The following is a 22,948-nucleotide window of genomic DNA, read 5'->3' as shown; positions in this document are numbered from 1 at the left end:
GCATCCGGCACTTCGGGTGCTAGGAGCATAGGCTTCAAAGAGTGAACAGAAGCGCGAAGATCGTATGCACCCTAGGCCCGTCGAGTGGATCTCTGGAGGAGATCACCGCGCTGTCGGAAGCCGGGATGGACGTCGCCCGGATGAACTTCAGCCATGGCACGCACGCCGACCACCAGCGCAACTACGACAACGTACGCGCGGCCGCCGCCGCTACCGGCAGGATCGTTGGCGTCCTAGCCGATCTGCAGGGCCCCAAGATCCGACTCGGGAAGTTCAGCGACGGGGCGGTGCTGTGGGCGACGGGGGATGACGTCGTCATCACCACGGACGCAGGCGCCTGCGAGCCCAAGCGAATCGGCACCACCTATCGGGATCTCGCGAACGACGTCAAGCCTGGCGATCGACTGCTCATCGATGACGGCAATATCGCGGTTCGAGTGGTGACCGTCGATGGCAACGACGTGCACGTGCGGGTTCTGGAGGGCGGAAAGGTCTCCGATCACAAGGGCCTGTCTCTGCCGGGGATCGACGTGTCGGTGCCGGCGCTGAGTGAGAAGGACGCCGAGGACCTGCGGTTCGCGCTACACCTCGGTGTCGACTTCGTTGCCCTGTCATTCGTGCGGTCGGCGCAGGACGCCGATCTGGTCCGCGACATCATGCGCGCCGAAGGGATCTTGATCCCGGTCATCGCCAAACTGGAGAAGCCGGAAGCCGTCGACGAACTCGAGGCGATCGTCGAGACCTTCGACGGCATCATGGTTGCGCGCGGCGATCTCGGCGTCGAGTTGCCGTTGGAGCAGGTGCCGTTGGTGCAGAAACGCGCCGTCCAGCTCGCCCGCGAGAAGGCCAAGCCTGTGATTGTGGCGACGCAGATGCTCGAGTCGATGATCACGCATTCGCGGCCGACCAGGGCCGAGGCGTCGGATGTCGCGAACGCCGTACTCGACGGCGCTGATGCGGTCATGCTGTCGGGGGAGACCAGTGTCGGCGCTTACCCGGTGCAGGCGGTGCGGACCATGTCTCGCATCATCCAAGCCGCTGAGTCAGGCGATATCGAGGTCCCCGTACTGCGGACGAAGCCACGCACCAACGCGGGCATCATGGCGCGTTCGGCCCGCGATGTCGCCGACGCGGTGGACGCGTCCGCGATCGCGGCCTTCACCCAGTCCGGCGACACGGTGCGACGGCTTGCCCGACTGCACTCTCGGATCCCGGTGTTTGCGTTTACCCCGATCGAGAAAGTGCGCAATCAGCTCGCGCTGAGTTGGGGGATCCGGACCTTCATCGTCGAACCGGTGCAGCACACCGACGAGATGATCGCCCAGGTCGACATCGCCGTCCGGCAGTTGGGTCTGAACGACAGCAAGGACCTGATCGTGATGGTTGCCGGCAGTCCGCCGGGCCGCTCGGGAGCGACGAACCTGATTCGGATCCACCGCATCGGAGAGGACTGATCCGGGGCGATTTGAGACAAAGCCGCGGCGTTAGTATCGGGTAATGTCTCAACCTCAGGAGCTTTCGGCGCTGCGTCATGCCGCCGCACCCGGCCAGGATGGTCAGTTGGCCGTCGACATGCTCGTCAAACTGCTTGATCTGGAGAAGCTCGAAGAGGATCTCTACCGCGGCTTGAGCCCGGCGGTCACGTTGCAACGGACCTTTGGCGGCCAGGTCGCCGGACAGGCGCTCGTTGCCGCGGGACGCACTGTGGGGCAGGAGTACGACGTTCATTCGCTGCACTCGTATTTCCTTCGCCCGGGCGACCCGGAGATCCCGATCATCTATCACGTCGATCGCACCCGTGACGGCCGTACGTTCAGCGCACGCCGGGTCGAGGCGATTCAGCACGGTAAGCCGATCTTCACGTTGTCGGCGTCGTTCTGCATCCCCGAGGAGGGTTCGTTCGAACACCAGGTCACGATGCCGGAGGTCGTCGGCCCGGATGAGTTGCCGACGTACCGCGAGCGGATCGCTGGTAAGGAAGAACTGCTCGGTGAGGGCGCTAAACTGCCGCGACCGGTCGAGTTGCGTTACATCTCCACGCCGCCGTGGGAGCGTACGCGCGCGACGGACGAAGAGTTCAACGAGATTTGGATGAAGGTCGACGGCGTCCTGCCCGACGACAAGTTTCTGCACATCTGTGCGCTCACGTATGCCAGCGATATGACGCTTCTGGACTCGTCGGTGAGCCGGCACGGAGTCAGTTGGGCGCGGGGTGAGGTGCTCGGCGCCAGTCTGGATCACGCGGTGTGGTTTCACCGACCCTTCCGCGCCGATGAGTGGTTGCTTTACAAATCCACCTCCACGACCGGAGGGCGCGCCCGGGGCTTTTGCCAGGGGCAGATCTGGTCGCAGGATGGCCGGTTAATCGCCACGACCGCGCAGGAAGGCCTGGTCCGCCGCCTGGGCTAGCAGTTGTAGATCTACGGTGGTTTCGCGCGCGATACGTTGCGATTACCGTGCGCGAAAACACCGCAGGATCTAGGAAGCTGGCTACTCGGTGGTGATCAATTCGCTGGGGATCGCCTCATCGGCGCGAATCGCATCAAACATTGCGGTAGCCGCAGCGTCGTCCCACTGGACCACCGAGCCGACCTCCGGCAGCGTCGGCGTCGCCGCAACCGGCACCGTCGTCGTCACCAGGTCGCCGGAGCCCATCGCGAGCCCCATCGAGGCAAGGTGCCACAGGTGCACGTCATCATCGACGATGAGGGTGTCGGCGACCTCGAGGGCAAGCGGCACCGACGTGAACGGGTTGATCAGCGTGCCGAAGCTGGCGGCCTCGGACAACAGCGCGGACAGGAACTCGCGCTGACGCTGCACGCGATCGAGATCGGCATTGGCGCTGGCTCGGGTACGCACGTACCCGAGCGCCTGCGACCCGTTGAGCGTCTGACATCCAGCCTCTAGGTCCAAGCCGGCCAGTGGGTCATTCATCGGCTCGTCGAGGCACATCTCGACGCCGCCGACGGCGTCCACGATGCCAGCGAACCCGCCGAACCCGATCTCGGCGTACCTATCGATGCGCAGCCCGGTCAGCCCTTCGACGCTCTGCGCCAGCAACGAGCCACCACCGAACGCGAACGCCGCATTCAGCTTCTGCTGCCCGTAATCGGGTATGTCGGTCAGCGTGTCCCGCGGCAGACTGATCAGCGACGGCGGCGCGTCAGAATCCGGGATATGCAGCAGCATGATCGTGTCGGTCCGTTTGCCCTCGGCATCGCCCGTGGCGAGTTCGTCCTTCTGCTCGTCGGTCAGATCTTCGCGCGAGTCCGAGCCGACCAGTAGCCACGTCACCCCCGGTGTATCGGCGGGCCGACCGTCATAATCGGCGAGGATGTCCTCGCGGTTGAGCGATGTGTCGAGGTAGATCACGAATCCCGCGATAGCCACTACGAGCACTAGCACCACGGACCCGAAAATCTTCCAGCCGCGCCGTTTCCGCTTCCGCGGCGGTACGTCGTCACCACCGGTGGGTGACCCACCGGGCGGGTACGCGCCCGGTGGCTGCGCGGCCGGCTGATAGGGCGAGCGCTGCGCCGGCGGCTGCTGCGCCGCCGGCGGATATACCTGCGTGGGTTGGTCGGCGGCCGGGCGGTGATGATCGACACGTGGGTCGTACGCCGCACCCCGGTACCGCTCTGTGGGCTGATCGACGCCGCGAGGGTCGAGGTAGGCAGGAAGTTCGCGCGTGCGGTCCTGGTCCTCAGGATGCGTCATGCAACGCCTTAACTGTTCTTGGTAGCCCCGGTCGGATTCGAACCGACACTTGCAGTGGTTTGAGCACTGTGCCTCTGCCGTTGGGCTACGGGGCCGTGTCTGACTGCCTTAGTGTAATCACTTCAGCAGCGGACTATTAGAGTAGCGAATGGCGAAACAGCACTGACACACGCCCATAGCGAGGACAGGCCACTGGTGCACAGCGAGCACGAGAACGACAGACCGCACCGCCGAGTGCTAGTCGCCGAGGACGAGGCGTTGATTCGTCTTGACCTGTGCGAGATGCTCCGCGATGAGGGGTACGAGGTCGTCGGTGAAGCACGCGATGGCCAGGAAGCTATCGATATGGCCGAGCAGTTACGCCCCGACCTGATCGTGCTGGACGTGAAGATGCCGCATGTCGACGGTCTGACCGCCGCTGAAATCATCGGTGAGCGCCGAATCGCGCCGATCGTGATCCTGTCGGCGTTCAGTCAGCGCGAACTCATCGACCGGGCCCTGAAGGCAGGTGTGATGGGGTATCTCACCAAGCCGTTCTCGCAGTCCGATTTGGCGCCGGCGATCGAGATGGCGTACGCGCGGTTCGCCGAGCGGCGCGCACTGGAAACCGAGATCGGCGACCTCAATGACCTCATCGAGACGCGGAAGCTAGTCGATCGCGCCAAGGGGTACTTGATGACCGTGCACAAACTTACCGAGCCTGCCGCTTTCCGGTGGATTCAGCAGCAGGCCATGGAGCGGCGTACGACGATGAAGGCCGTTGCCGAGGCCGTCCTAGATCACTCCAAGGGCCGCTGATAGGGCGCTGATTCTTCGTACACCGGGCGGCGTCGGCCGGTAGCCTCGACTCCGCGCACCCCCGCGCACCACAGCCGACAACGGGGGAGGAGGAACGGCATGCCCCGAGCGACGGTACTCATCCGCGAAGCGGTAGCCGCCGACGAAGCGCTGGTCACCGCCATCGCCAACGCCGAAATCAGCACCGATGGGCTGCTGACGTCCGGGGCAAAGTTGATGTTGGACTCGCCGACCGGTCCGCCACCGCAATTCGGCGCCGTGCTGAACCACCCTGAATTCCGTACGATCCTGGCGGTTGATCCCACCGACGATCAGGTCGTCGGGCTCGCCGTCATGTCCGAGGACCTGTTCAGCACGCTGATCGGGCGACCGGCTGTGTACGTGCACTACTTGTTCGTGCTCGATGATCGCCGCCACCGAGGGGTGGGCAGCGCGATGCTCGGCGACGTGACTCGATTCGCCGACGAACTCGGTGCAGAGAGCGTCGTCATCGGGTTGTGGACCGAAGCCCGCGACGTGAACCGCTACTTCGCGAAACTCGGGTTCACCCCTGTCGTCCAGCGCCGGATCGCCCCGGTCAGCACGTTACGGCGCACGTTGGGCCTCGCGCGCCCGGTGACGTCCCGTCGGCGCAACGCAAGCCCCTAACCGGCCGGCACCGCATCGGGTGCCGACCAGTAACGCGAAGCCTTACGCGCCAGGGGCCTTGGGCAGCGCCATCGCGGTCAGTTGAGCCGTACACACCAGCGAGCCGTCCTCATTGGTGATCTCGATCTGCACGGTCTTCAACGAACGGCCGATGTGGATCGGGGTCGCCACGCCGGTCACGACGCCGGCGCGCGCAGCGCGGTGATGGTTGGCCAGCACCTGTACGCCCACGCACACCTCGCCGGGGGCGGCGTTGAGCGCCGCGCACGTGGAGCCCAAACCCTCAGCGAGTACCGCGGACGCGCCGCCGTGCATCAGACCGTACGGCTGCAGATTTCCGGCGACCGGCATCCGCGCCACGACATGATTGGGGTTGTAATCGAGGTACTCGATCCCGAGTTTGGCATCGAGTTGGCCCTCGGGCACGGTCCGCTGTCCGAAATGCGACGGCGGCGGGTGCGGGGTGTAACCAGGATCAGTGGGTGCAACGCTTGTCATGACGCAACCCTAGACTCGAGGACGTGAGCGATCAGAAGCGACTGCTACTCCTTGACGGACATTCCCTGGCCTACCGCGCCTTCTTCGCGTTACCCGCGGAAAACTTCCAGACCACCGGTGGGCAGTCGACGAACGCCGTCTACGGCTTTACCTCAATGCTGATCAACCTATTGCGAGACGAGGAACCGACCCATGTCGCGGTTGCGTTCGACCTCTCGCGAGTGTCCTTCCGTACCGAGGCGTACGGCGAATACAAGGCGAATCGCTCGAAGTCGCCGGACGAGTTCAAGGGACAAGTCTCGTTGATCCAGGATGTGCTGGACGCGATGGGTATCCCGTGGCTGACCAAGGAGGGCTTCGAGGCCGACGACATCCTCGCCACGCTCACTCGGCAGGCGCGCGCCGACGGTATGCAGGTTCTGGTTTGTACCGGTGACCGCGACGCCTTCCAACTGGTGGACGACACCACGACCGTGCTCTACCCCAAGCAGGGCGTCTCAGTGCTGTCACGGATCGACAACGAGGAAGTGGTCAACCGATACGGTGTGCCGGCCAGCCGCTACCGGCACCTCGCTGCGCTGGTCGGCGAAACCTCCGACAACCTGCCTGGAGTGCCGGGCGTCGGACCGAAGACAGCGGCGAAATGGATCACGGCGTACGACGGGATCGACGGGATCATCGAGCACCTCGGCGAGATCAAGGGCAAAGCCGGCCAGTCGCTGCGCGATCATCTGCCGGACGTCGAGCGCAACTTTTCGCTCAACCGGCTGATGGACGACCTGGAGCTGCCACTGGCACCGGCTGACGCGCTCATCGCGCAGGTGGACGCCGGCGCACTGAACAAGATCTTCGACGAGTTGCAGTTCCGCGGACAGATCCGTGACCGGCTCAACGCCGTCCTCGCCGCCGACGAACCCGTCACCGCCGAAGCGATCGAGGTCGAGGTGGCCACGATCGAGCCCGGTGAGGTGGCTGACTGGCTTGGCGCGCACGTCGGTGCGGGCCCCACCGCGGTGTCGTTCCGCGGACAGTGGGGCCGCGGCACCGGCGAACTAACCGGTATCGCGTTGAGCACCGGCGAGGTCGCGGCGTACGCCGACATCACCAGCAGCACGATGGATCCCGCCGACGAACAGGCGCTCGCGGACTGGTTGGCCGACGCCGATAGCCCGAAGATCATCCACGATGTGAAGGGCCCGATGCTCGCGGTCACCGCCCGCGGCTGGCAACTGGCCGGCGTAGCCGGCGACACCGCGCTGTCGGCATACCTGGTAAATCCGGGCCGACGCACGTTCGACTTAGGCGCACTGTCTGCGGCCTACCTGCACCGCGACCTGCAAACCGAGAGCGGCTCGGGCGCCGCCCAGCTCACCCTCGATGGCGGCGAGGAGGAGGCCGATGACGCGATCGCGGCCGAACAGATTTCGCGAGCCGTCGCCACCGGGCAATTAGCGAGGGTGCTGGAGCCTGAAATCCAGCAGCGCGGCGCGCACGCACTACTGGACGACCTTGAACTCCCGCTGGCTAGATTGCTGGCAGATATGGAAGTCCGCGGGATCGCGATCAACGGCGACTATCTCGATGAGCTCTCGAAACAGTTCACTCAGGAGGTACAACAGGTCGCCTCGGAGGCGTATTCGGTGATCGGTCACGAGATCAACCTTGGTTCGCCGAAACAGTTGCAGGTCGTGCTGTTCGACGAACTCGGATTGCCGAAGACCAAGAAGATCAAGACCGGGTACACCACGGATGCCGACTCGCTGCAGAGTCTGCTCGAGCAGACCGAACATCCGTTCCTGGTCAGTTTGATGCGTCATCGCGACATCAGCCGGTTACGCACCGTGGTCGACGGTTTGATTCCGCTCGCTGACGATGCCGGCCGAATCCACACCACGTTCCAGCAAATGGTTGCCGCAACCGGTCGGCTGTCCTCAACGGACCCGAACCTGCAGAACGTCCCCGTGCGCACCGCTGAGGGCCGGCAGATCCGGCGCGCATTCGTGCCGGGGCGTGGATACGAGTCCCTGATGACCGCCGACTACAGCCAGATCGAGATGCGGATCATGGCCCACCTATCCGGCGATGAGGGCTTGATCGAAGCGTTTACCTCCGGCGAGGACCTGCACACTTTCGTCGCGTCCCGCGCGTTCCGGATCGACGTTAAAGACGTTGACCCTGAAATGCGCCGTCGGATCAAGGCAATGTCCTACGGGCTGGCATACGGCCTGTCGGCATACGGACTTTCGCAGCAATTGCGGATCACGCCGGCAGAGGCTCGTGAGCAGATGGACGCGTACTTCGAGCGCTTCGGCGGGGTCCGCGACTACCTGCGTGACGTCGTGGAGGAGGCACGCGTATCGGGCTACACCCAGACGATCATGGGTCGCCGACGCTATCTGCCGGATCTGACCAGCGATAATCGGCAGCGGCGGGAAATGGCCGAGCGGATGGCGCTTAACGCGCCGATCCAGGGTTCGGCCGCCGACATCATCAAAGTGGCGATGCTTGGCGTAGAGCGCAGCTTGCAGGACGCCGGGGTGTCCTCGCGGGTGCTGCTGCAGGTGCACGACGAACTCGTATTGGAGATCGCCGCGGGCGAGCGCGATGTGGTCGAGCGGATTGTCCGCGAACAAATGGCGGCCGCGGCAACACTCGACGTACCGATGGAGGTCTCGGTCGGCGTCGGAGACAACTGGGAAGACGCCGCTCACTAGCGGGCTCGGGAGAAAGGCTCACTGTGACCGATTATGTGGCGATCGCGCCGGGCATCCGCGCGGCAGATCACTCGGTGCGCGCGCCGCTTGATCACGCTGCGGCGTCCGGGCACGAAACCATCGAGGTGTACGCGCGAGAAGTAGTCGGCGCCGAACACGACACTCCGCAGCAGTTGCCGTGGCTGTTGTTCCTACAAGGCGGTCCTGGCGGCGCATCGCCACGGCCCACCACGCGCGGCGGCTGGCTGGACGCGGCGTTGAAGCGGTACCGGGTGCTGCTGCTCGACCAGCGCGGCACAGGCCTCTCGACGCCGATTGGCCCCACGTTGCTGCGCGCTCGCGGCGGAGTGGTGGGCGCTACGGATTACGTGGCGCAGATGCGAGCCGATTCGATCGTCGCAGATGCTGAACTTTTTCGTGATCAGGTGGCCGACGGAGCCCAGTGGACGACACTGGGGCAGAGCTATGGCGGATTCTGCACGTTCAGCTATCTCTCCTTCGCCCCGCACGGCCTGAAGCGATGCCTCGTCACCGGCGGCATCCCGCCGATCGGGCTGAGCGCCGAGGACGTGTACCGGCGCACCTGGTTGCGAGTGCTGGCGAAGAACGGCACGTACTTCTCGAAATTCCCGGCCGACCGCGCCCGACTGGACGAACTGCTGCGTCACCTCACGCCACAACTACGACTACCGGACGGTGGCGCCCTGACCCGCGAAAGACTGTTGGGCGTCGGAATCGACTTCGGGCGCAGCGACGGGTTCGCCTCAGTGCATTATCTGCTTGAGCAGGCGCTGCATGGCGGCGAGGCCACGGCGGGGTTCCTCGCCGAGGTCGCCGCTCGCACCGACGTCGCGGACAAGCCCCTCTACGCCCTGCTGCAGGAGGCGATCTACTGCGACACAGCAGGCGCGAGCCAATGGGCAGCCACCCGCACCCGCGCAGAACTGCCGGTGCTGGCTGCCGATGCGCCGCGTCCGCTGTTCACCGGCGAGATGATGGAACGCTGGCGGTTCACGGATATACCGGGGATGGCGCCGTACGCCGCGATTGCCGACGAACTGCACCGAAAGGACGACTGGGGCGCGTTGTATGACGCCGAGCAGCTCGCGCACAACGAGGTCCCGGTGGCCGCGGCGGTGTACTACGACGATATGTATGTCGACGCTGACGCCTCGCTGGACGTCGCGCGGCGGGTGCCTGGAGTGCGAGCCTGGGTCACCAATCAGTACGAACACGACGGGCTGCGCGCCGACGTCGGCGTGTTCGAGCGCCTGGAGGCGATGAGCCGAGGAATGGCGTGACAGACCCAGAGGCGGAGGTATATCTCGATCACGCGGCCACGACCGTGATCCGAGAGAGCGTGATCGAGGCGATGTCAGCGGTCATGCGTGATGTCGGCAATCCCTCATCGCTACATTCGGCCGGGCGGCGCGCCCGCCAGCTCGTCGAACAGGCCCGCGAGAACACCGCGCGGGCCACGGGCGCTGATCCGGTGGAGGTCATCTTTACCAGCGGGGCCACCGAGGCAGACAATCTCGCCGTGATCGGCGGGTATCGCGCCCGGGTCCAGGATGCGGGCGGGATCCTCACTTCGCCGGCCGAGCACCCCGCGGTGCATGACGCCGTACGCCACCTGCAGCACAACGAGAATGCGACGGCCCACTGGGCGATCGTGAACTCCGCGGGGTCGCCGCTGCCGGACTCCGTTCGCGCGATCCTCACCGAGCATCCGGTCGCGCTCGCGGCCTTCATGTGGATCAATAACGAAGTCGGCACCATCACCGATATCAACAGCATTGGGTCGATCTGCGCCTCAGCCGGGGTCACCTTGCACGTTGATGCCGTGCAGGCGCTCGGGCGAGTACCGATCGACTTCGCAACGCTCGGCGCCGCATCTGTAGCCCTGTCGGCACACAAGATCGGCGGACCGCAGGGCATCGGCGCACTGCTGGCACAACGGTCCTTCACCCCGCAGCCGACCTCGCATGGCGGCGGCCAGGAACGTCGAATTCGCTCCGGCACGCTCGCTGTAGCCAACATCGTCGGCTTCGGTACGGCGATCCTTGAAGCCGAATCCGAACGCGTCGCCGAGGCAGCGCGACTGGGGAGGCTACGCGATCAACTCGCGAACGGCGCGGCCCGCCTGCCGGAGGTGCATATCAATGGCCATGCCGAATACGAGCCGGCAACGACGCATCCGGGCATCCTTAATCTGCACGTGCCCGGCGCGGACGCCGACGCGCTGCTGATGCTGCTGGACACCGCGCACATCGATGTCTCGACCGGTTCGGCGTGCACCTCGGGCGTTTCTGAACCCAGTCACGTCATCCTGGCTATGAGCGGCGACGAACGACGAGCTAAACAGAGCATCCGCATCTCGATGGGACGTACGACGTCTGCCGAGGACATTGAGCGACTGCTACACGCCCTGCCCGATGCGATCGACCGCGCGCGATTGGCCAGCGGAAACCGACGCTGAACGAGGGTAGAATTCAACGATTGTGAAGATCCTTGCAGCGATGTCCGGCGGCGTCGACTCAGCAGTTGCGACCGCGCGTGCCGTCGACGCCGGTCATGATGTGACCGGCGTCCATCTCGCGCTGTCCCAAACGCCAGAAGCGGTGCGGGCGGGTTCACGCGGCTGTTGCACCATCGAAGACTCCCGCGACGCTCGCCGCGCTGCCGACGTGCTCGGCATCCCGTTCTACGTATGGGATCTGGCCGAACAGTTCCGCGAAGACGTGATCGATGACTTCGTCGCCGAGTACGCCGCGGGGCGCACGCCTAACCCATGCCTGCGCTGTAACGAGAAGATCAAGTTTTCAGCCGTGTTGGACCGCGCTCGCGCACTGGGCTTCGACGCGGTGGTGACCGGTCACCACGCCAAACTGAACGTGGACGAGCACGGCACTCCGCACCTGGCGCGGTCGGTCGACGACGCGAAGGACCAGTCGTACGTCCTGGCGGTCCTCACCGCCGAGCAGTTGCGGTACGCGATGTTCCCGCTGGGTGACACCACCAAGGAACAGGTACGTGCGGAGGCCGCCGAACGCGGTCTAGCCGTCGCCGACAAGCCCGATTCGCATGACATCTGCTTCATCTCCAACGGTGACACGATGGGCTTCTTGCGCTCACAGTTGGGCGACCGGCCGGGGGACATCGTTGACTCGGACAGCGGCGAGGTCGTCGGTGAGCATCAGGGCGCGTACGCCTACACCATCGGGCAGCGCAAGGGACTGCGACTAGCGAACCCGGTGAATGACGGTAAGCCCCGCTACGTGCTGAGCATCGAGCCGGTCGACAACCGGATCACAGTCGGCACCGCTGACGCGCTCGAAGTCACCACCGTCACCGCGCAGCGTCCGGTGTGGACCGGCGGTACGGCACCGGCGTTCCCGTGGCGCGGCGTCGTGCAAATGCGTGCACATGGCGGCATGGCCGAAGCCACCGCCGAGATCGACGCCGACGGGAATCTGCTCATCGGCCTGCTGACCTCTGCGCGCGGTATCGCGCCGGGACAGGCGGTCGTGCTGTACGACGACGACAGGGTGGTCGGATCGGCGACCATTTCCGCAGCTCACGCATGAGCGTGGCCACGACCGGCGTCGGTTCACTGCCGGGGACGACGGTGCGTGATGCGATTGCGATGCCCTTTAGCGAGGATCTGCAGATCCCATACCTGGCTGAGCTCCCGGCGCGTGGCCCCGGCGCTGACCTCATCGGCCGCACGGCAGCACGACTGCTGGATTTACCGGTCGAGCTTCACCCGTCGGCCTGGCGGCTCACCCGACGCAACGGCATCGACATGCGGCGGGCGAATGACTTCTGGTCGTGGGACCTCGATGCCCTCCAGATCACGGCCGCCGAGTACGCCGGGCCGCTGAAGGTCGCCTTAGCGGGTCCGTGGACATTGGCTGCGAGCCTCGAACTGCCGAACGGGCACCGCGTACTGACCGACCTCGGGGCCGTGCGCGACGTGCGTGACTCGTTGGCCGAAGGCGCGGCCGCCTTGGTGGGTGAGATCCGCCGCCGCGTGCCGGCAGCCGACGTCGTACTGCAACTGGACGAACCGTCGCTGAGCGCCGTCCTCGCCGGGAGCGTGCCGACCGCGAGCGGCGCCGCGCGTATCGATCCTGTCGGACGTCACGATGTCGGCGACGGAATCCAGCACGTCATCGAACGTGCCGGCGTCGCCGTCGCGCTGCACTCGTGCGCGCCGAAGGTGCCGTTCACCTTGCTGCGTACCGCGGGTGTCAGCGGAGTTCTATTCGATGCGTCGCTACTGGAATCCGACTCGTACGACGACCTGGGCGAAGCGGTTGATAACGGCTTGGTGCTCTACGCGGGCGTGGTTCCGGCAGCGATCACACCGAATCCGTCGCGGATCGACGCGTGGGCTGAGAACGCTCGGCGGATCGCTGATATCGCGGGGATCCCGGCGGCAGAGGTAGCGTCCCGGATCGGCATCACGAGCGACTGCGGCCTGGCATCTGCGAGTTGGGCGGCCGCGCTGGCGACCACCCGCGCGATGAGCGCGGTCGCGAAGAAGGTCCGTGACTCACCGGAGGTATCCGATGCCTGAGCCCGAAAGTCTCGTTCTCGCGCTGTACGACGCGTGCAATGCCGCCGACGTGCCAGCGATCCGGGCGCTGCTCGCCGACGACTTCACCCACTACTCGCTCGGTCCGAGCGCGCAGTCGACGCCGATTCGCTCCGCCGCGCAGCTCGCCACCCAAGCGGCCGCAGCAGCCACCCAGCAGCAGGCCCGGTGGCGCGTTGACCGCATCATTACCGAAGCCACCAATGTCGGCGTGGAATACACGATGTGGCTCAGTGACTCCTCGGGGTCACCGCAGGTACGGCGCGGGAGCGAATGGATCGAACTGACGCCACAGGCAACCGAAATCGCGCAGATTCGCTCGTACCACCAAGTCGGGCAGCCCAGCGACCTGGACGGTTTCGATTACACGGGCGTGGACGCCGCAGTACGCCCTGCGATCACCAGCGGCGCGCCGGCCGAGCGCCTGAATGCGATAGCCGGCTATTACGACGCCTGCACAGCGGCCGACGTTGATGCATTGATGGGGTACTTCACCGAGGATGTCGTGCACTACTTCTTGCAGCCCAACGTGGGTTCGAGGCCTGTCGCCGGACGTGAGCACCTGGCGCGCTACTGGCGAAAGGTGGCACAGCTGATCAATGCCCGTTGGGTCACCGACAGCATCATCGCCCGCGGTGACGAGGCTGTGATCGAATGGTCGATGTTCTGGAATCCGGACGGCTCAGCGGATCGCATCGTCACACGCGGTATGGAGTGGTACGTCTTCGAGGACGACCTGATCGGCCAGATCCGCTCGTACCATATGCAACTGCGCGAGAGCACCGAACTCGAGGAGTTCGCTTACGTGGCGGCCGGCTACAGCACACTGGCCGCTGAGCGCAGCGCGCTGCATACCCCTCACCCTGAAGACCTCACCGGCAACCGGAGGCGGGCATGACGATGGACCCGACCCAGGGTGCTGAGCGGCACGCCGAGCTCAGCGCTGAAATCACCGAGCACCAGCGGCGGTACTACGAACAGGATGCGCCGACCGTCAGCGATGCGGCATACGACGCGCTATTTCAGGAACTGCTCGATATCGAACAGACCTTTCCCGATCTCGTCACCGATGCGTCACCATCGCAGCGAGTCGGCGGTTACGCCTCGTCCAGTTTCGCCTCGGTCGAGCATTTGCAGCGGATGTACTCCCTCGACAACGTGTTCAACCAGCAGGAGTTGCAGGCCTGGGCCGATCGGGTCACCCGGACGATCGGCTCGGATGCCAAGTATCTCTGCGAACTGAAGATCGATGGGCTCGCCGTCGACCTCGTCTACGAGAATGGCCGCCTGACCCGCGGTGCCACCCGAGGCGATGGGCGGGTCGGCGAGGACATCACGAATAACGTGCTCGCCGTACGCAATGTGCCTGCCCGCTTGCGAGGTAAGGACATCCCCGAGCTGCTGGAGGTGCGCGGCGAGGTCTATTTCCCGGTTGAGGAGTTCGAGGCACTCAACGCGCGGCTCGTCGCGGACGGTAAACCGCCGTACGCGAATCCACGCAACACCGCGGCTGGATCGCTGCGGCAGAAGGATTCGGCGGAGACCGCCAAACGTAATTTGATGCTCATCGTGCACGGCATCGGGGCTTCGCGAGGCGTGACGTGGCGTTCGCAGTCGGAGGCGTACGACCTGCTGGAATCGTTAGGGCTACCCACCTCGTCACGAGCGAAGGTGCTGGGGGATATGGCTGCCGTTCGCGAGTTCATCGAGTACTACGGCGAGCACCGACACGACATCGAGCACGAGATCGACGGTGTCGTGGTGAAGGTCGATGACCTCGCACAGCAAGGCGAGCTCGGGTCCACCAGCCGCGCACCACGCTGGGCGATGGCGTACAAATACCCGCCCGAAGAAGTGAACACTCGGCTGGAGGACATCCGAGTGAACGTCGGTCGCACCGGCCGGGTGACACCGTACGGCGTGATGACGCCGATCAAGGTCGCCGGATCGACCGTGGAGATGGCGACCTTGCACAACGGTCACGAGGTCAAGCGCAAGGGTGTGCTGATCGGCGACATGGTGGTGTTGCGCAAAGCCGGTGACGTGATTCCTGAAATCGTCGGTCCGGTCGTGGCGTTGCGTGACGGCAGCGAACGAGAGTTCGTCATGCCCACGCATTGTCCAGCATGCGGCACCGAATTGCGCGAGATGAAGGAAGGCGACGCGGACATCCGCTGCCCGAATGCGCGCAGCTGCCCGGCCCAACTGGTCGAACGGCTCAGCTACCTGGGTTCGCGCGGCGGATTCGATATCGACGGGCTGGGATACAAAGCGGCTCAGGCGCTGTTGACCTCCGACGACCTCACCGACGAGGGCGATCTGTTCGCGATGGACGCCGAGGCGTTGAGTAGGATCCCGTTCTTCGTCAAGAAGGACGGCACCGCGAACGCCGGTGCGCTCATGCTGCTCGGCGCGCTTCAGACCGCCAAGGAGCAGCCGCTGTGGCGGGTGTTGGTCTCGCTGTCCATCCGGCACGTGGGTCCGACGGCCGCGCAGGCGCTCGCGAGTCATTTCCGTTCGCTGCCGGACATCTTCGCCGCTGATGTGGACACGCTCGCTGAGGTGGAAGGCGTCGGCACGATCATTGCCGAGTCGGTGAAGGCGTGGTGGGAGATCGACTGGCATCGGGCCATCGTCGACAAATGGGCGGCGGCCGGAGTGCGGATGCAGGACGATGCCGCCGACGCGCCCAGAATGCCGCAGAACCTTGCGGGGCTGTCCATCGTGGTCACCGGCACCCTGTCGGGCTTCTCGCGGGACGAGGCCAAGGAAGCGATCGTGTCGCGCGGCGGCAAATCGGCTAGTTCAGTCAGCAAGAAGACGTCGTACGTCGTGATCGGTGATTCTCCCGGGAGTAAGGCGAAGAAGGCCGAGGAGTTGGGCGTGCCGATACTCGACGAAGACGGTTTCCGCGACTTGCTGAACCGCGAGGTGCCCGCCGAGTAATTCGGCCGCCACATCGTCAGTCGTCGACCAAACTTCCACACGCTCGCCGACTGAGTGAGCAACGAGCATCGACCGGGTTACCTGTACGCTCGCCGGTGTTGGCGGGCCAGTTAGTGGCTTGTGCGTCCGGCGGTGAGCCGAGGACTAGCTCGAGCCTTGTGCCTTCTTGGCTTTGACGTAGCGCAACCAGATGGAGCGGGTAATGCCGACCAGATGCGCTAGTCGAGAGAGTTCGCTGGGCCGGAAGTCCGGGCCGCCGGGGCGACCAGCGACCACGGAGCGGTTCTCGCCGTACGGCACAGCCATCAGCGCAGTATCCAGGGTGGTCCAGTCCGCGGGCAGGGCGTCTGTGATCGGATCCAGAATCACCGCATCGGCCGGCTGGCGCCATGGCTCGGCGCGATCATTTTCCGGGGCGCTCGCGCTACTGGTCATCACCAGACCGTCGTCGCGCACGATGATGCCCCAGCCGGATCGGAAGATCCGGGGGAGTTCGTCGACCAGCAACTGCGCCGATCCCTCCGGGTCGACCGACATCGCCTCCAGTAGTTGCAGTTCGCGATGGGTCGACAGCGCGCCATCGAACGGCCTGATCGATTCAACGTGCACGCCATCGAGGCGTTGCGCGGCGCTCAGCACCTCGTCAGGCATTTGGCCCGGGCCCATATCGATGACGATGTCGTCGATGACGACATGGTCATGTTTGTCGACGATGTCGACGCTGACGATGTCGGCGCCGCTGGTGCCGATCGCGCTGGCGACGGCGCCGAGCGCTCCCGGACGGTCCGGCAATACGATGCGCAGCAGGTAGGACATCTACAGCACCTCCGCCCCGAGCCCGATAACGATGACAAGTCCACACACTAGTTGCAGCTGACCAGTACGGGCGAGAACCGGTATCAGATCGCGACCCTCGGCGCCGCCCAGAACCCGTCGGACGATGGGAATCGTCAGTACCGCAGCAGCCAGCGCAAGTAACAGCCATGGCCACCCCAGCAGCACCACGGCAGCGGCGAACGCGCCCAGCACGCAGGCGACATAGAACCAGCGAGTTCCGGTATCGCCGAGGCGTACCGCAGAGGTGCGTTTACCGGCGAGCGCATCCTTGGGCAGATCACGCAGGTTGTTGGCGACCAGCACCGACACCGCCAGCAAACCGACCGGGACCGAGGCCAGCACCGACATCGCGGTGACCTGCGGCGAGTCGGCGGCGATGTACGCGGTGCCCATGACTGCCACCAATCCGAAGAACACGAACACCGAGATATCGCCGAGGCCCAGATAGCCATACGGCGTAGAACCGCCGGTGTAGAACCAGGCGGCCAAAATTGCCGCGGCGCCGACGAGGAGCAGCCACCAACTGGTGGTCGCAGTGATCGCCAAGCCGGCGATCCCCGCAACGGCGAAACTGGCGAATGCGGCAGCCTTTACCCGTGGCGGCGGGACCAGGCCCGATCCGGTCAATCGCAACGGGCCGACGCGATCGTCGTCGGTACCGCGTATGCCGTCGGAATAGTCGTTGGCGTAGTTCACCCCGATTTGCAGCGCCAGCGCGACCACCAGCGCGCAGGCCACACGCCACCACACGATGTGCGAATGCCACGGCGTAGCGACGTACTGGGCCGCGACCGCGGTACCGACCAGCACGGGCACGAGCGACACCGGCAACGTGCGGGGACGAGCGCCCGCCCACCACAGGGCGAGGCCGCTCGGCGGGGCGGTCGGTGATGTAGTCGGTGTTCCAGGCACGTGCACCATCTTCGCGGACACGTAAGATTGGGCGGTCGCCGCCCCGTGCAGTCGTCTGCTGTGCGGTGTTCGGCGCGCGGAGCCCACCGACGAAAGAAGAGGCATGGCTGAGGAGAAGATCTCGCGCGAGGAGGTCGCGCATCTGGCGCATCTGGCGCGACTTGAGGTGACAGATGAGGAGATCGATACCTTCGCCGTGCAGTTGGAAAGCATTCTGGAAAACGTCGCGAAGATCGCCGAGGTAAGCGACGCCGGCGCCACGCCGAGCAGCCACAACGTGACCATGACGAACGTGACTCGTCCGGATGTCGTCACCGCATCGCTCGATCGTGATGAGGTGCTGGCCCAGGCCCCCGCAGCCGAACAGGACCGTTTCCGAGTTCCGCGCATTCTGGACGAGGAGTAGCCGCGATGACCGACCTGACCCGGATGACAGCTTCGGAGCTCGGTGCGATGATCGCCTCGGGCGAGACCTCCTCGGTGGAGGTGACCCGCGCGCACCTGGATCGCATCGAGAAAGTCGACGACGAGATCGGCGCGTACCTGCATGTGAGCGCCGAGCGCGCCCTGGCGGCGGCGAAGGCCGCCGATGACACGGTGCGCACGGGGAAAGCGCCGTCGCCGCTGGCGGGCGTACCGATCGCGGTGAAGGATGCCTTCGTCACCCGCGGTGTGCCCACGACGGCGGGCTCACGGATGCTCGAAGGCTGGTTGCCGCCGTACGAGTCCACCGTCACTACACGCTTGGCAGAGGCCGGGATGGTGAAGTTGGGTAAGGCCAACATGGACGAATTCGCGATGGGCTCCACCAATGAGAACTCCGCGTTCGGGCCGGTCGCGAATCCGTGGAACCCGCAGCGCACCCCTGGCGGGTCATCGGGCGGCTCCGCCGCCGCGGTCAGCGCGTTCGAAGCGCCGGTCGCGATCGGTACGGACACGGGCGGTTCGATCCGTCAGCCCGCCGCGCTCACCGGAATCGTCGGAATGAAACCGACCTACGGGACGAGCTCGCGGTACGGCGTCATCGCCTTCTCCTCGAGCCTGGACACCCCCGGCCCGATGGCCCGCAATGTGCTCGATACCGCGCTGGTTCAGGCAGCCATGAGCGGACACGATCCGCGTGACTCGACCTCATTGCCCGCTCCGGTACCGGATGTCGTCGGCGCAGCCCGCCTCGGTGCCGCACAGGGCATATCGGGACTACGTATCGGCGTGGTGCGCGACCTCATCGCTGAGGGACTGCAGCCGGCGGTGAAGGCGCAGTTCGACGCCGCCGTCCAGCAGCTCGGTGACCTCGGCGCCGAGGTCACCGAGGTGAGCTGCCCGCACTTTGCGTATGGCGTTGCGGCGTACTACCTGATCGCGCCGTCCGAGGCATCCTCGAACCTCGCGCGCTTCGACAGCGTTCGGTACGGACTGCGGGTTGGTGACGACGGGGAACGGAGCCTGGAGGAGGTGATGTCGATGACGCGTGAGGCCGGATTCGGTCCCGAAGTCAAGCGACGCATCATCCTCGGCACGTACGCGCTCTCGGCCGGGTATGTCGATCAGTTCTACGACAAAGCCCGCACGGTGCGCTCGCTGATCACAGCCGACTTCGATGCCGCTTTCGGACACGTCGACGTGTTGATCTCGCCGACGTCACCCACGGTCGCCTACCCACTCGGTACGGCGAACACGGACCCGTTATCGGTGTATCTGCTCGACTTGACCACGCTGCCGGCCTCGCTGGCGGGAACGCCGGCGATGTCGGTGCCGATTGGCTTGGCCGAGGACCCCGTCGCCGATGGGCAGCCGCTGCCGGTCGGCCTGCAGATCATGGCTCCGCACCTTCAGGACGACCGGTGCTATCTGGTCGGCGCGGCTCTGGAAGCTGCGCGTGATCACGCCTGTGGTGGCACGTTCCTCGACCTGGCGCCGGCCCTATGAGCGCGCAACGTAAGTCCTCGCCGAACGTGGACATCACGCAGACGGATGAACTCGGGCTCACCGCCTCGAGCAAGAAAGCGAACATCGCCGCCTGGTCGTTATCGGCGTTTGTGATCATCGTCGGGGTCGTGGCCCTGATCGCCACGGGACAGAAGATCTTCATCCTGTTCATCGTGCTCGGTGTGATTACGCCGCTGAACGTAGTGGCGTACGACAACTTTGTGCTCAAGCCCAAGATCGCCAAGCTGAAGGCCGATCGGGCCAAGGAACTCGAAGCCGAGGCGCGCGCGGACGACGACAAGGAGTCAGAGCAATGAGTCAGGTCCACACGCAAGCCGATCCCGAGGTCGTCGAGGCGCTGGAGCGGTACGAGCCGGTCGTGGGCCTGGAAACGCATGTCGAACTGGGCACCGACTCGAAAATGTTCTGCGGCTGCGCGACAGCCTTCGGCGCAGAGCCGAATACCCAGATCTGCCCTGTATGCCTAGGCCTCCCCGGCGCTCTGCCGGTGCCGAATGCGGCGGCGATCGAATCGACCGTCCGCATCGGTTTGGCGTTGCACTGCACGATCGCACAGCATTCGCAGTTCTCTCGCAAGAACTACTTCTATCCCGATATGCCGAAGAACTTCCAGACCTCGCAGTACGACGACCCGCTCTGCGAGAACGGTTATCTGGATGTCGTGGTGGACGGCGAGGTGCACCGGGTGGAGATTGAGCGGGTGCATCTGGAGGAGGACACCGGTAAGTCGCTGCACGTCGGCGGCTCGACCGGCCGGATCCAGGGAGCGACACACTCACTGGTCGACTTCAACCGCGCGGGAATCCCGCTGGTTGAGATCGTGACGAAGCCGATCACCGGTACCGGCGAATTGGCTGGAGCTGTGGCGCGTGCGTACGTCACCGAACTACGCGAAGTGATCCGTTCGCTGGACGTCTCGGACGTGCGGATGGAGCAGGGCTCGTTGCGGTGCGATGTAAACCTGTCGCTGAACCGTCCGGGCCAGCCGTGGGGGACCCGTACTGAGACGAAGAACGTGAATTCGTTGCGGTCGGTCGAACGCGCCGTCAATTCCGAGATCGTGCGTCAGGCGCCGCTGCTGGATGACGGCGTAGCGATCGTGCAGGAGACTCGGCATTTCCACGAAGACTCCGGCCAGACAACGGCGGGTCGTAGCAAGGAAGAGGCGACCGATTACCGGTACTTCCCGGAGCCGGACCTCGTGCCGATGACGCCGGATCCGCAGTGGGTGCAGTCGCTGCGCGCCGAACTGCCCGAACTCCCGGGCGTCCGCCGGACACGGCTACAGGCGGAGTGGGATATTTCTGCGCGCGAGATGGAGGCGCTAGTCAACACCGGGGCGCTGGAGGTCGTCGTAGCAACGATCGATGCCGGAGCCTCAGCAGCCGAGGCCCGCAAGTGGTGGACCGGCCAGCTGGCGCGATTGGCCAATAGCGCTGGGATCGAAGTGGCGCAATTGGCGATCACGCCCGCTCAGGTGGCCTCGGTTATCGACCTTGTCGCGCAGGGGCGGATTAACGACAAACTCGCTCGGCAGGTCGTCGACGGTGTGATTGCCGGCGAAGGCGATCCGGAACAGGTGGTCGCCGACCGTGGTTTGGAAGTCGTCTCCGACACTGGCGCCCTGAGTGCCGCCGTCGACGCGGCGATCGCGGACAACGATGATGTCGCGCAGAAGATCCGTGGCGGCAAGGTGCAGGCCGTCGGCGCGCTGGTCGGTGCGGTGATGAAGGCCACGCGTGGTCAAGCCGACGCCGCGACTGTGCGTGAACTGATCCTGCAGAAGCTCGGTGCCCAGTAGGCTGAGTCGGATTTTGTCCGCCACGAAAGTGACCTGATCGTTGATAGTGCTGACCCACGGTTCGCCGGCGAACGACGCCCAGCGTCGAGTGTTCGCGATTCTGCATGGGCTTGGACCTGGGCCGGCGCGTCGCCGGGGGATCGCGGTGCTCGGCGACGGGTTCAGCCGGTTCGGCCCGGTCGCCGGCGTGATCTGTACCCCCGAGGCGATCGCTGTTCTCGGGGCGTGCACGGTCAACGGTGGCGACGGTTACCTGTTCGCTCCGCTGCGCGGTGCGTGGACCATCGGCGGCAGCCCTGCGCAGATCGATGGCATTGGGGCTAACCCGGTCTACGACGTAGATGGCGCCCTCAAGCGGATCGTCGCTGAGATACGGCGCGGCGGCCTGGATCCAGGCCCGGTGCAGTCGTTGATCGCCGTGGACGGATCGATTTCCGGAGTCGCGCAGCCGGAGACCGAACGTGGTCAAGGCGTGGTGGTGACGCACACCGAGCCCGACGCGTTCGTGGTTGGGATCGACCGCGCGATGGTCGATCGGGCAGCCGGGCTGTCCGGGGCGTGGACGACCGCCGACGTGATCGGGGCGCTGCGGGCCCTCGGCTTCGATGCCGCCGACATCGACGTGGAGCAGCTCACCGGCGAGGGGTTCGCGTACTCGCCGTACGTGCTGCGCCCGACATTGATCGATGACGTCCCGTTCGCGCGCGAGGAGCATGATGCGCGCGCCGTTCGTCCATTACGCAGCCATCCAGCGCCAGCGCCGGCTGGAGATTCCGCCGACGGTGATCAGCGCCCGACCGGTGCGATTCCGGCAGTCACGCCGCCGCTGGCCGGCACCGCTGCGGCTCCCAGCCCCGCGCACGCGAGTGCCGCACCGGGACCCCTACTACCGATGTCTGAACCGGATCCGGAGCCCAAGAGCAGCATCTGGCGCTGGCTGGTGCCACTCGTTGCTCTGCTCGCGGTAGGTGCAGGAGTCGTCATCGGTGCGATTGCGCTGTTTGGATCGTCGTCGAACGAGACCGGCGCCGACGGCGACAACGATTCGGCAGCGGCTTCGGATGAGCCACCTTCCGCCGACGGCGTGCAGTCGATCGGTGGATACGACTTCGAGCCCGGCCCGGTCGATTCGCAGGCCGACTGTGCTGCGCACGCGTACGGCGACGTGCAGGAGTACCTCACCGCGAACCCGTGCACTGAAATGAATCGGTCCTTGTTCCTGACCGAGGTGGACGGCAAACCGGTTGCGCTGTCGGTCGTGGACATCACGATGCCGGATGCCGCCGGCGCGGCCAACCTGAAGTCGATGACCGACACCGACGGCACCGGGAATGTGAATGATCTGATGCGGGAGGGTGTGCCCCCACAGGGATACCCGAGTTCGGACATCCTCATTGCCGGCGAGTATGCGTCGGCCGTGACGGGCGCTGAACTTCGTATCGTCGAAGCGGCTTTCGTCGATGGCTCGACGACCACGCCGACCGTTGATGCGGCGGCCGACGCGGCGTTGCAACTGGAGTTCTAGCC

The 22,948-nt window shown here is 65.3% G+C and carries 20 protein-coding genes and 1 tRNA gene; 16 read left to right on the top strand and 5 right to left on the bottom strand.

Annotated elements, in window-relative coordinates; genetic code table 11:
• Nucleotides 1-41: 41 nt before the first annotated feature.
• Both pyk and E1H16_RS04265 read left to right on the top strand, forming a co-directional pair.
• The gene (pyk, locus tag E1H16_RS04270; protein WP_134322471.1) at nt 42-1,454 is read left to right on the top strand and encodes a pyruvate kinase; all 1,413 of its coding nucleotides are present in this window, start codon (nt 42-44) and stop codon (nt 1,452-1,454) included.
• Between the two features lie 43 nt (nt 1,455-1,497).
• Nucleotides 1,498-2,409 (top strand): acyl-CoA thioesterase, encoded by a 912-nt coding sequence (locus E1H16_RS04265; protein ID WP_134322470.1) that lies wholly within the window; start codon nt 1,498-1,500, stop codon nt 2,407-2,409.
• Between the two features lie 81 nt (nt 2,410-2,490).
• On the opposite strand, the gene E1H16_RS04260 is transcribed toward E1H16_RS04265, so the two are convergent.
• The gene (locus E1H16_RS04260; protein WP_134322469.1) at nt 2,491-3,717 is read right to left on the bottom strand and encodes an LCP family protein; all 1,227 of its coding nucleotides are present in this window, start codon (nt 3,715-3,717) and stop codon (nt 2,491-2,493) included.
• Nucleotides 3,718-3,736: 19 nt separating this feature from the next.
• Nucleotides 3,737-3,812: transfer RNA gene (locus tag E1H16_RS04255), tRNA-Leu, on the bottom strand.
• 100 nt (nt 3,813-3,912) lie between these two features.
• Here E1H16_RS04255 and E1H16_RS04250 point away from each other — a divergent pair.
• Nucleotides 3,913-4,515: an ANTAR domain-containing response regulator gene (locus tag E1H16_RS04250; RefSeq protein WP_208378850.1), complete on the top strand. Its 603-nt coding sequence runs from the start codon at nt 3,913-3,915 to the stop codon at nt 4,513-4,515.
• A 99-nt stretch (nt 4,516-4,614) separates the two neighbouring features.
• A complete protein-coding gene (locus tag E1H16_RS04245; protein ID WP_134322468.1) occupies nt 4,615-5,163 on the top strand; it encodes a GNAT family N-acetyltransferase in 549 nt (182 codons plus the stop codon).
• A 42-nt stretch (nt 5,164-5,205) separates the two neighbouring features.
• Here the strand turns inward: E1H16_RS04245 and E1H16_RS04240 are convergent, their stop codons facing one another.
• Nucleotides 5,206-5,661, bottom strand: coding sequence for a PaaI family thioesterase (locus E1H16_RS04240; RefSeq protein WP_134322467.1), 456 nt, complete (start codon nt 5,659-5,661; stop codon nt 5,206-5,208).
• 23 nt (nt 5,662-5,684) lie between these two features.
• Here E1H16_RS04240 and polA point away from each other — a divergent pair, with 23 nt between their 5' ends.
• From polA to ligA, 7 genes are read left to right on the top strand one after another with little or no spacing between them, the layout of a single operon-like run.
• Nucleotides 5,685-8,375 carry a DNA polymerase I gene (polA, locus tag E1H16_RS04235; protein ID WP_243837658.1) on the top strand — a complete coding sequence of 897 codons (2,691 nt, stop codon included), beginning with the start codon at nt 5,685-5,687 and terminating at the stop codon, nt 8,373-8,375.
• 23 nt (nt 8,376-8,398) lie between these two features.
• The gene (locus E1H16_RS04230; protein WP_243837656.1) at nt 8,399-9,676 is read left to right on the top strand and encodes an alpha/beta fold hydrolase; all 1,278 of its coding nucleotides are present in this window, start codon (nt 8,399-8,401) and stop codon (nt 9,674-9,676) included.
• Nucleotides 9,673-10,854, top strand: coding sequence for a cysteine desulfurase family protein (locus tag E1H16_RS04225; RefSeq protein WP_166741615.1), 1,182 nt, complete (start codon nt 9,673-9,675; stop codon nt 10,852-10,854). The genes E1H16_RS04230 and E1H16_RS04225 overlap by 4 nt, the downstream gene beginning before the upstream one ends.
• Before the next feature lie 22 nt (nt 10,855-10,876).
• Nucleotides 10,877-11,962 carry a tRNA 2-thiouridine(34) synthase MnmA gene (gene mnmA / locus E1H16_RS04220; protein ID WP_243837655.1) on the top strand — a complete coding sequence of 362 codons (1,086 nt, stop codon included), beginning with the start codon at nt 10,877-10,879 and terminating at the stop codon, nt 11,960-11,962.
• The gene (locus tag E1H16_RS04215; protein ID WP_134322465.1) at nt 11,959-12,957 is read left to right on the top strand and encodes a uroporphyrinogen decarboxylase/cobalamine-independent methonine synthase family protein; all 999 of its coding nucleotides are present in this window, start codon (nt 11,959-11,961) and stop codon (nt 12,955-12,957) included. The genes mnmA and E1H16_RS04215 overlap by 4 nt, the downstream gene beginning before the upstream one ends.
• Nucleotides 12,950-13,873 carry a nuclear transport factor 2 family protein gene (locus tag E1H16_RS04210; RefSeq protein WP_134322464.1) on the top strand — a complete coding sequence of 308 codons (924 nt, stop codon included), beginning with the start codon at nt 12,950-12,952 and terminating at the stop codon, nt 13,871-13,873. Before E1H16_RS04215 ends, E1H16_RS04210 begins: the two co-directional genes overlap by 8 nt.
• Nucleotides 13,870-15,921, top strand: a complete 2,052-nt coding sequence (gene ligA, locus E1H16_RS04205) for an NAD-dependent DNA ligase LigA (protein WP_134322463.1) — start codon at nt 13,870-13,872, stop codon at nt 15,919-15,921. Before E1H16_RS04210 ends, ligA begins: the two co-directional genes overlap by 4 nt.
• A gap of 144 nt (nt 15,922-16,065) precedes the next feature.
• Here the strand turns inward: ligA and E1H16_RS04200 are convergent, their stop codons facing one another.
• Together E1H16_RS04200 and E1H16_RS04195 are read right to left on the bottom strand one after the other, a co-directional pair.
• Nucleotides 16,066-16,737 (bottom strand): ACT domain-containing protein, encoded by a 672-nt coding sequence (locus tag E1H16_RS04200; protein ID WP_134322462.1) that lies wholly within the window; start codon nt 16,735-16,737, stop codon nt 16,066-16,068.
• Nucleotides 16,738-17,670 (bottom strand): 1,4-dihydroxy-2-naphthoate polyprenyltransferase, encoded by a 933-nt coding sequence (locus tag E1H16_RS04195; RefSeq protein WP_243837653.1) that lies wholly within the window; start codon nt 17,668-17,670, stop codon nt 16,738-16,740.
• A gap of 103 nt (nt 17,671-17,773) precedes the next feature.
• Here E1H16_RS04195 and gatC point away from each other — a divergent pair, with 103 nt between their 5' ends.
• From gatC to E1H16_RS04170, 5 genes are read left to right on the top strand one after another with little or no spacing between them, the layout of a single operon-like run.
• Nucleotides 17,774-18,076 (top strand): Asp-tRNA(Asn)/Glu-tRNA(Gln) amidotransferase subunit GatC, encoded by a 303-nt coding sequence (gatC, locus tag E1H16_RS04190; protein ID WP_134322461.1) that lies wholly within the window; start codon nt 17,774-17,776, stop codon nt 18,074-18,076.
• 5 nt (nt 18,077-18,081) lie between these two features.
• Nucleotides 18,082-19,599 (top strand): Asp-tRNA(Asn)/Glu-tRNA(Gln) amidotransferase subunit GatA, encoded by a 1,518-nt coding sequence (gene gatA / locus E1H16_RS04185; RefSeq protein ID WP_134322460.1) that lies wholly within the window; start codon nt 18,082-18,084, stop codon nt 19,597-19,599.
• A complete protein-coding gene (locus tag E1H16_RS04180) occupies nt 19,596-19,916 on the top strand; it encodes a hypothetical protein (protein WP_134322459.1) in 321 nt (106 codons plus the stop codon). The genes gatA and E1H16_RS04180 overlap by 4 nt, the downstream gene beginning before the upstream one ends.
• Nucleotides 19,913-21,421 (top strand): Asp-tRNA(Asn)/Glu-tRNA(Gln) amidotransferase subunit GatB, encoded by a 1,509-nt coding sequence (gene gatB / locus E1H16_RS04175; protein ID WP_134322458.1) that lies wholly within the window; start codon nt 19,913-19,915, stop codon nt 21,419-21,421. The genes E1H16_RS04180 and gatB overlap by 4 nt, the downstream gene beginning before the upstream one ends.
• 46 nt (nt 21,422-21,467) lie before the next feature.
• Entirely contained in the window at nt 21,468-22,946 is a 1,479-nt protein-coding gene (locus E1H16_RS04170; RefSeq protein ID WP_134322457.1) for a hypothetical protein, read from the top strand.
• Nucleotides 22,947-22,948 lie beyond the last annotated feature (2 nt).

This window comes from Cumulibacter soli (assembly GCF_004382795.1).
GTDB classification, from domain to species: Bacteria; Actinomycetota; Actinomycetes; order Mycobacteriales; family Antricoccaceae; genus Cumulibacter; species Cumulibacter soli.
This window is presented reverse-complemented; position numbering and strand designations above follow the sequence as displayed.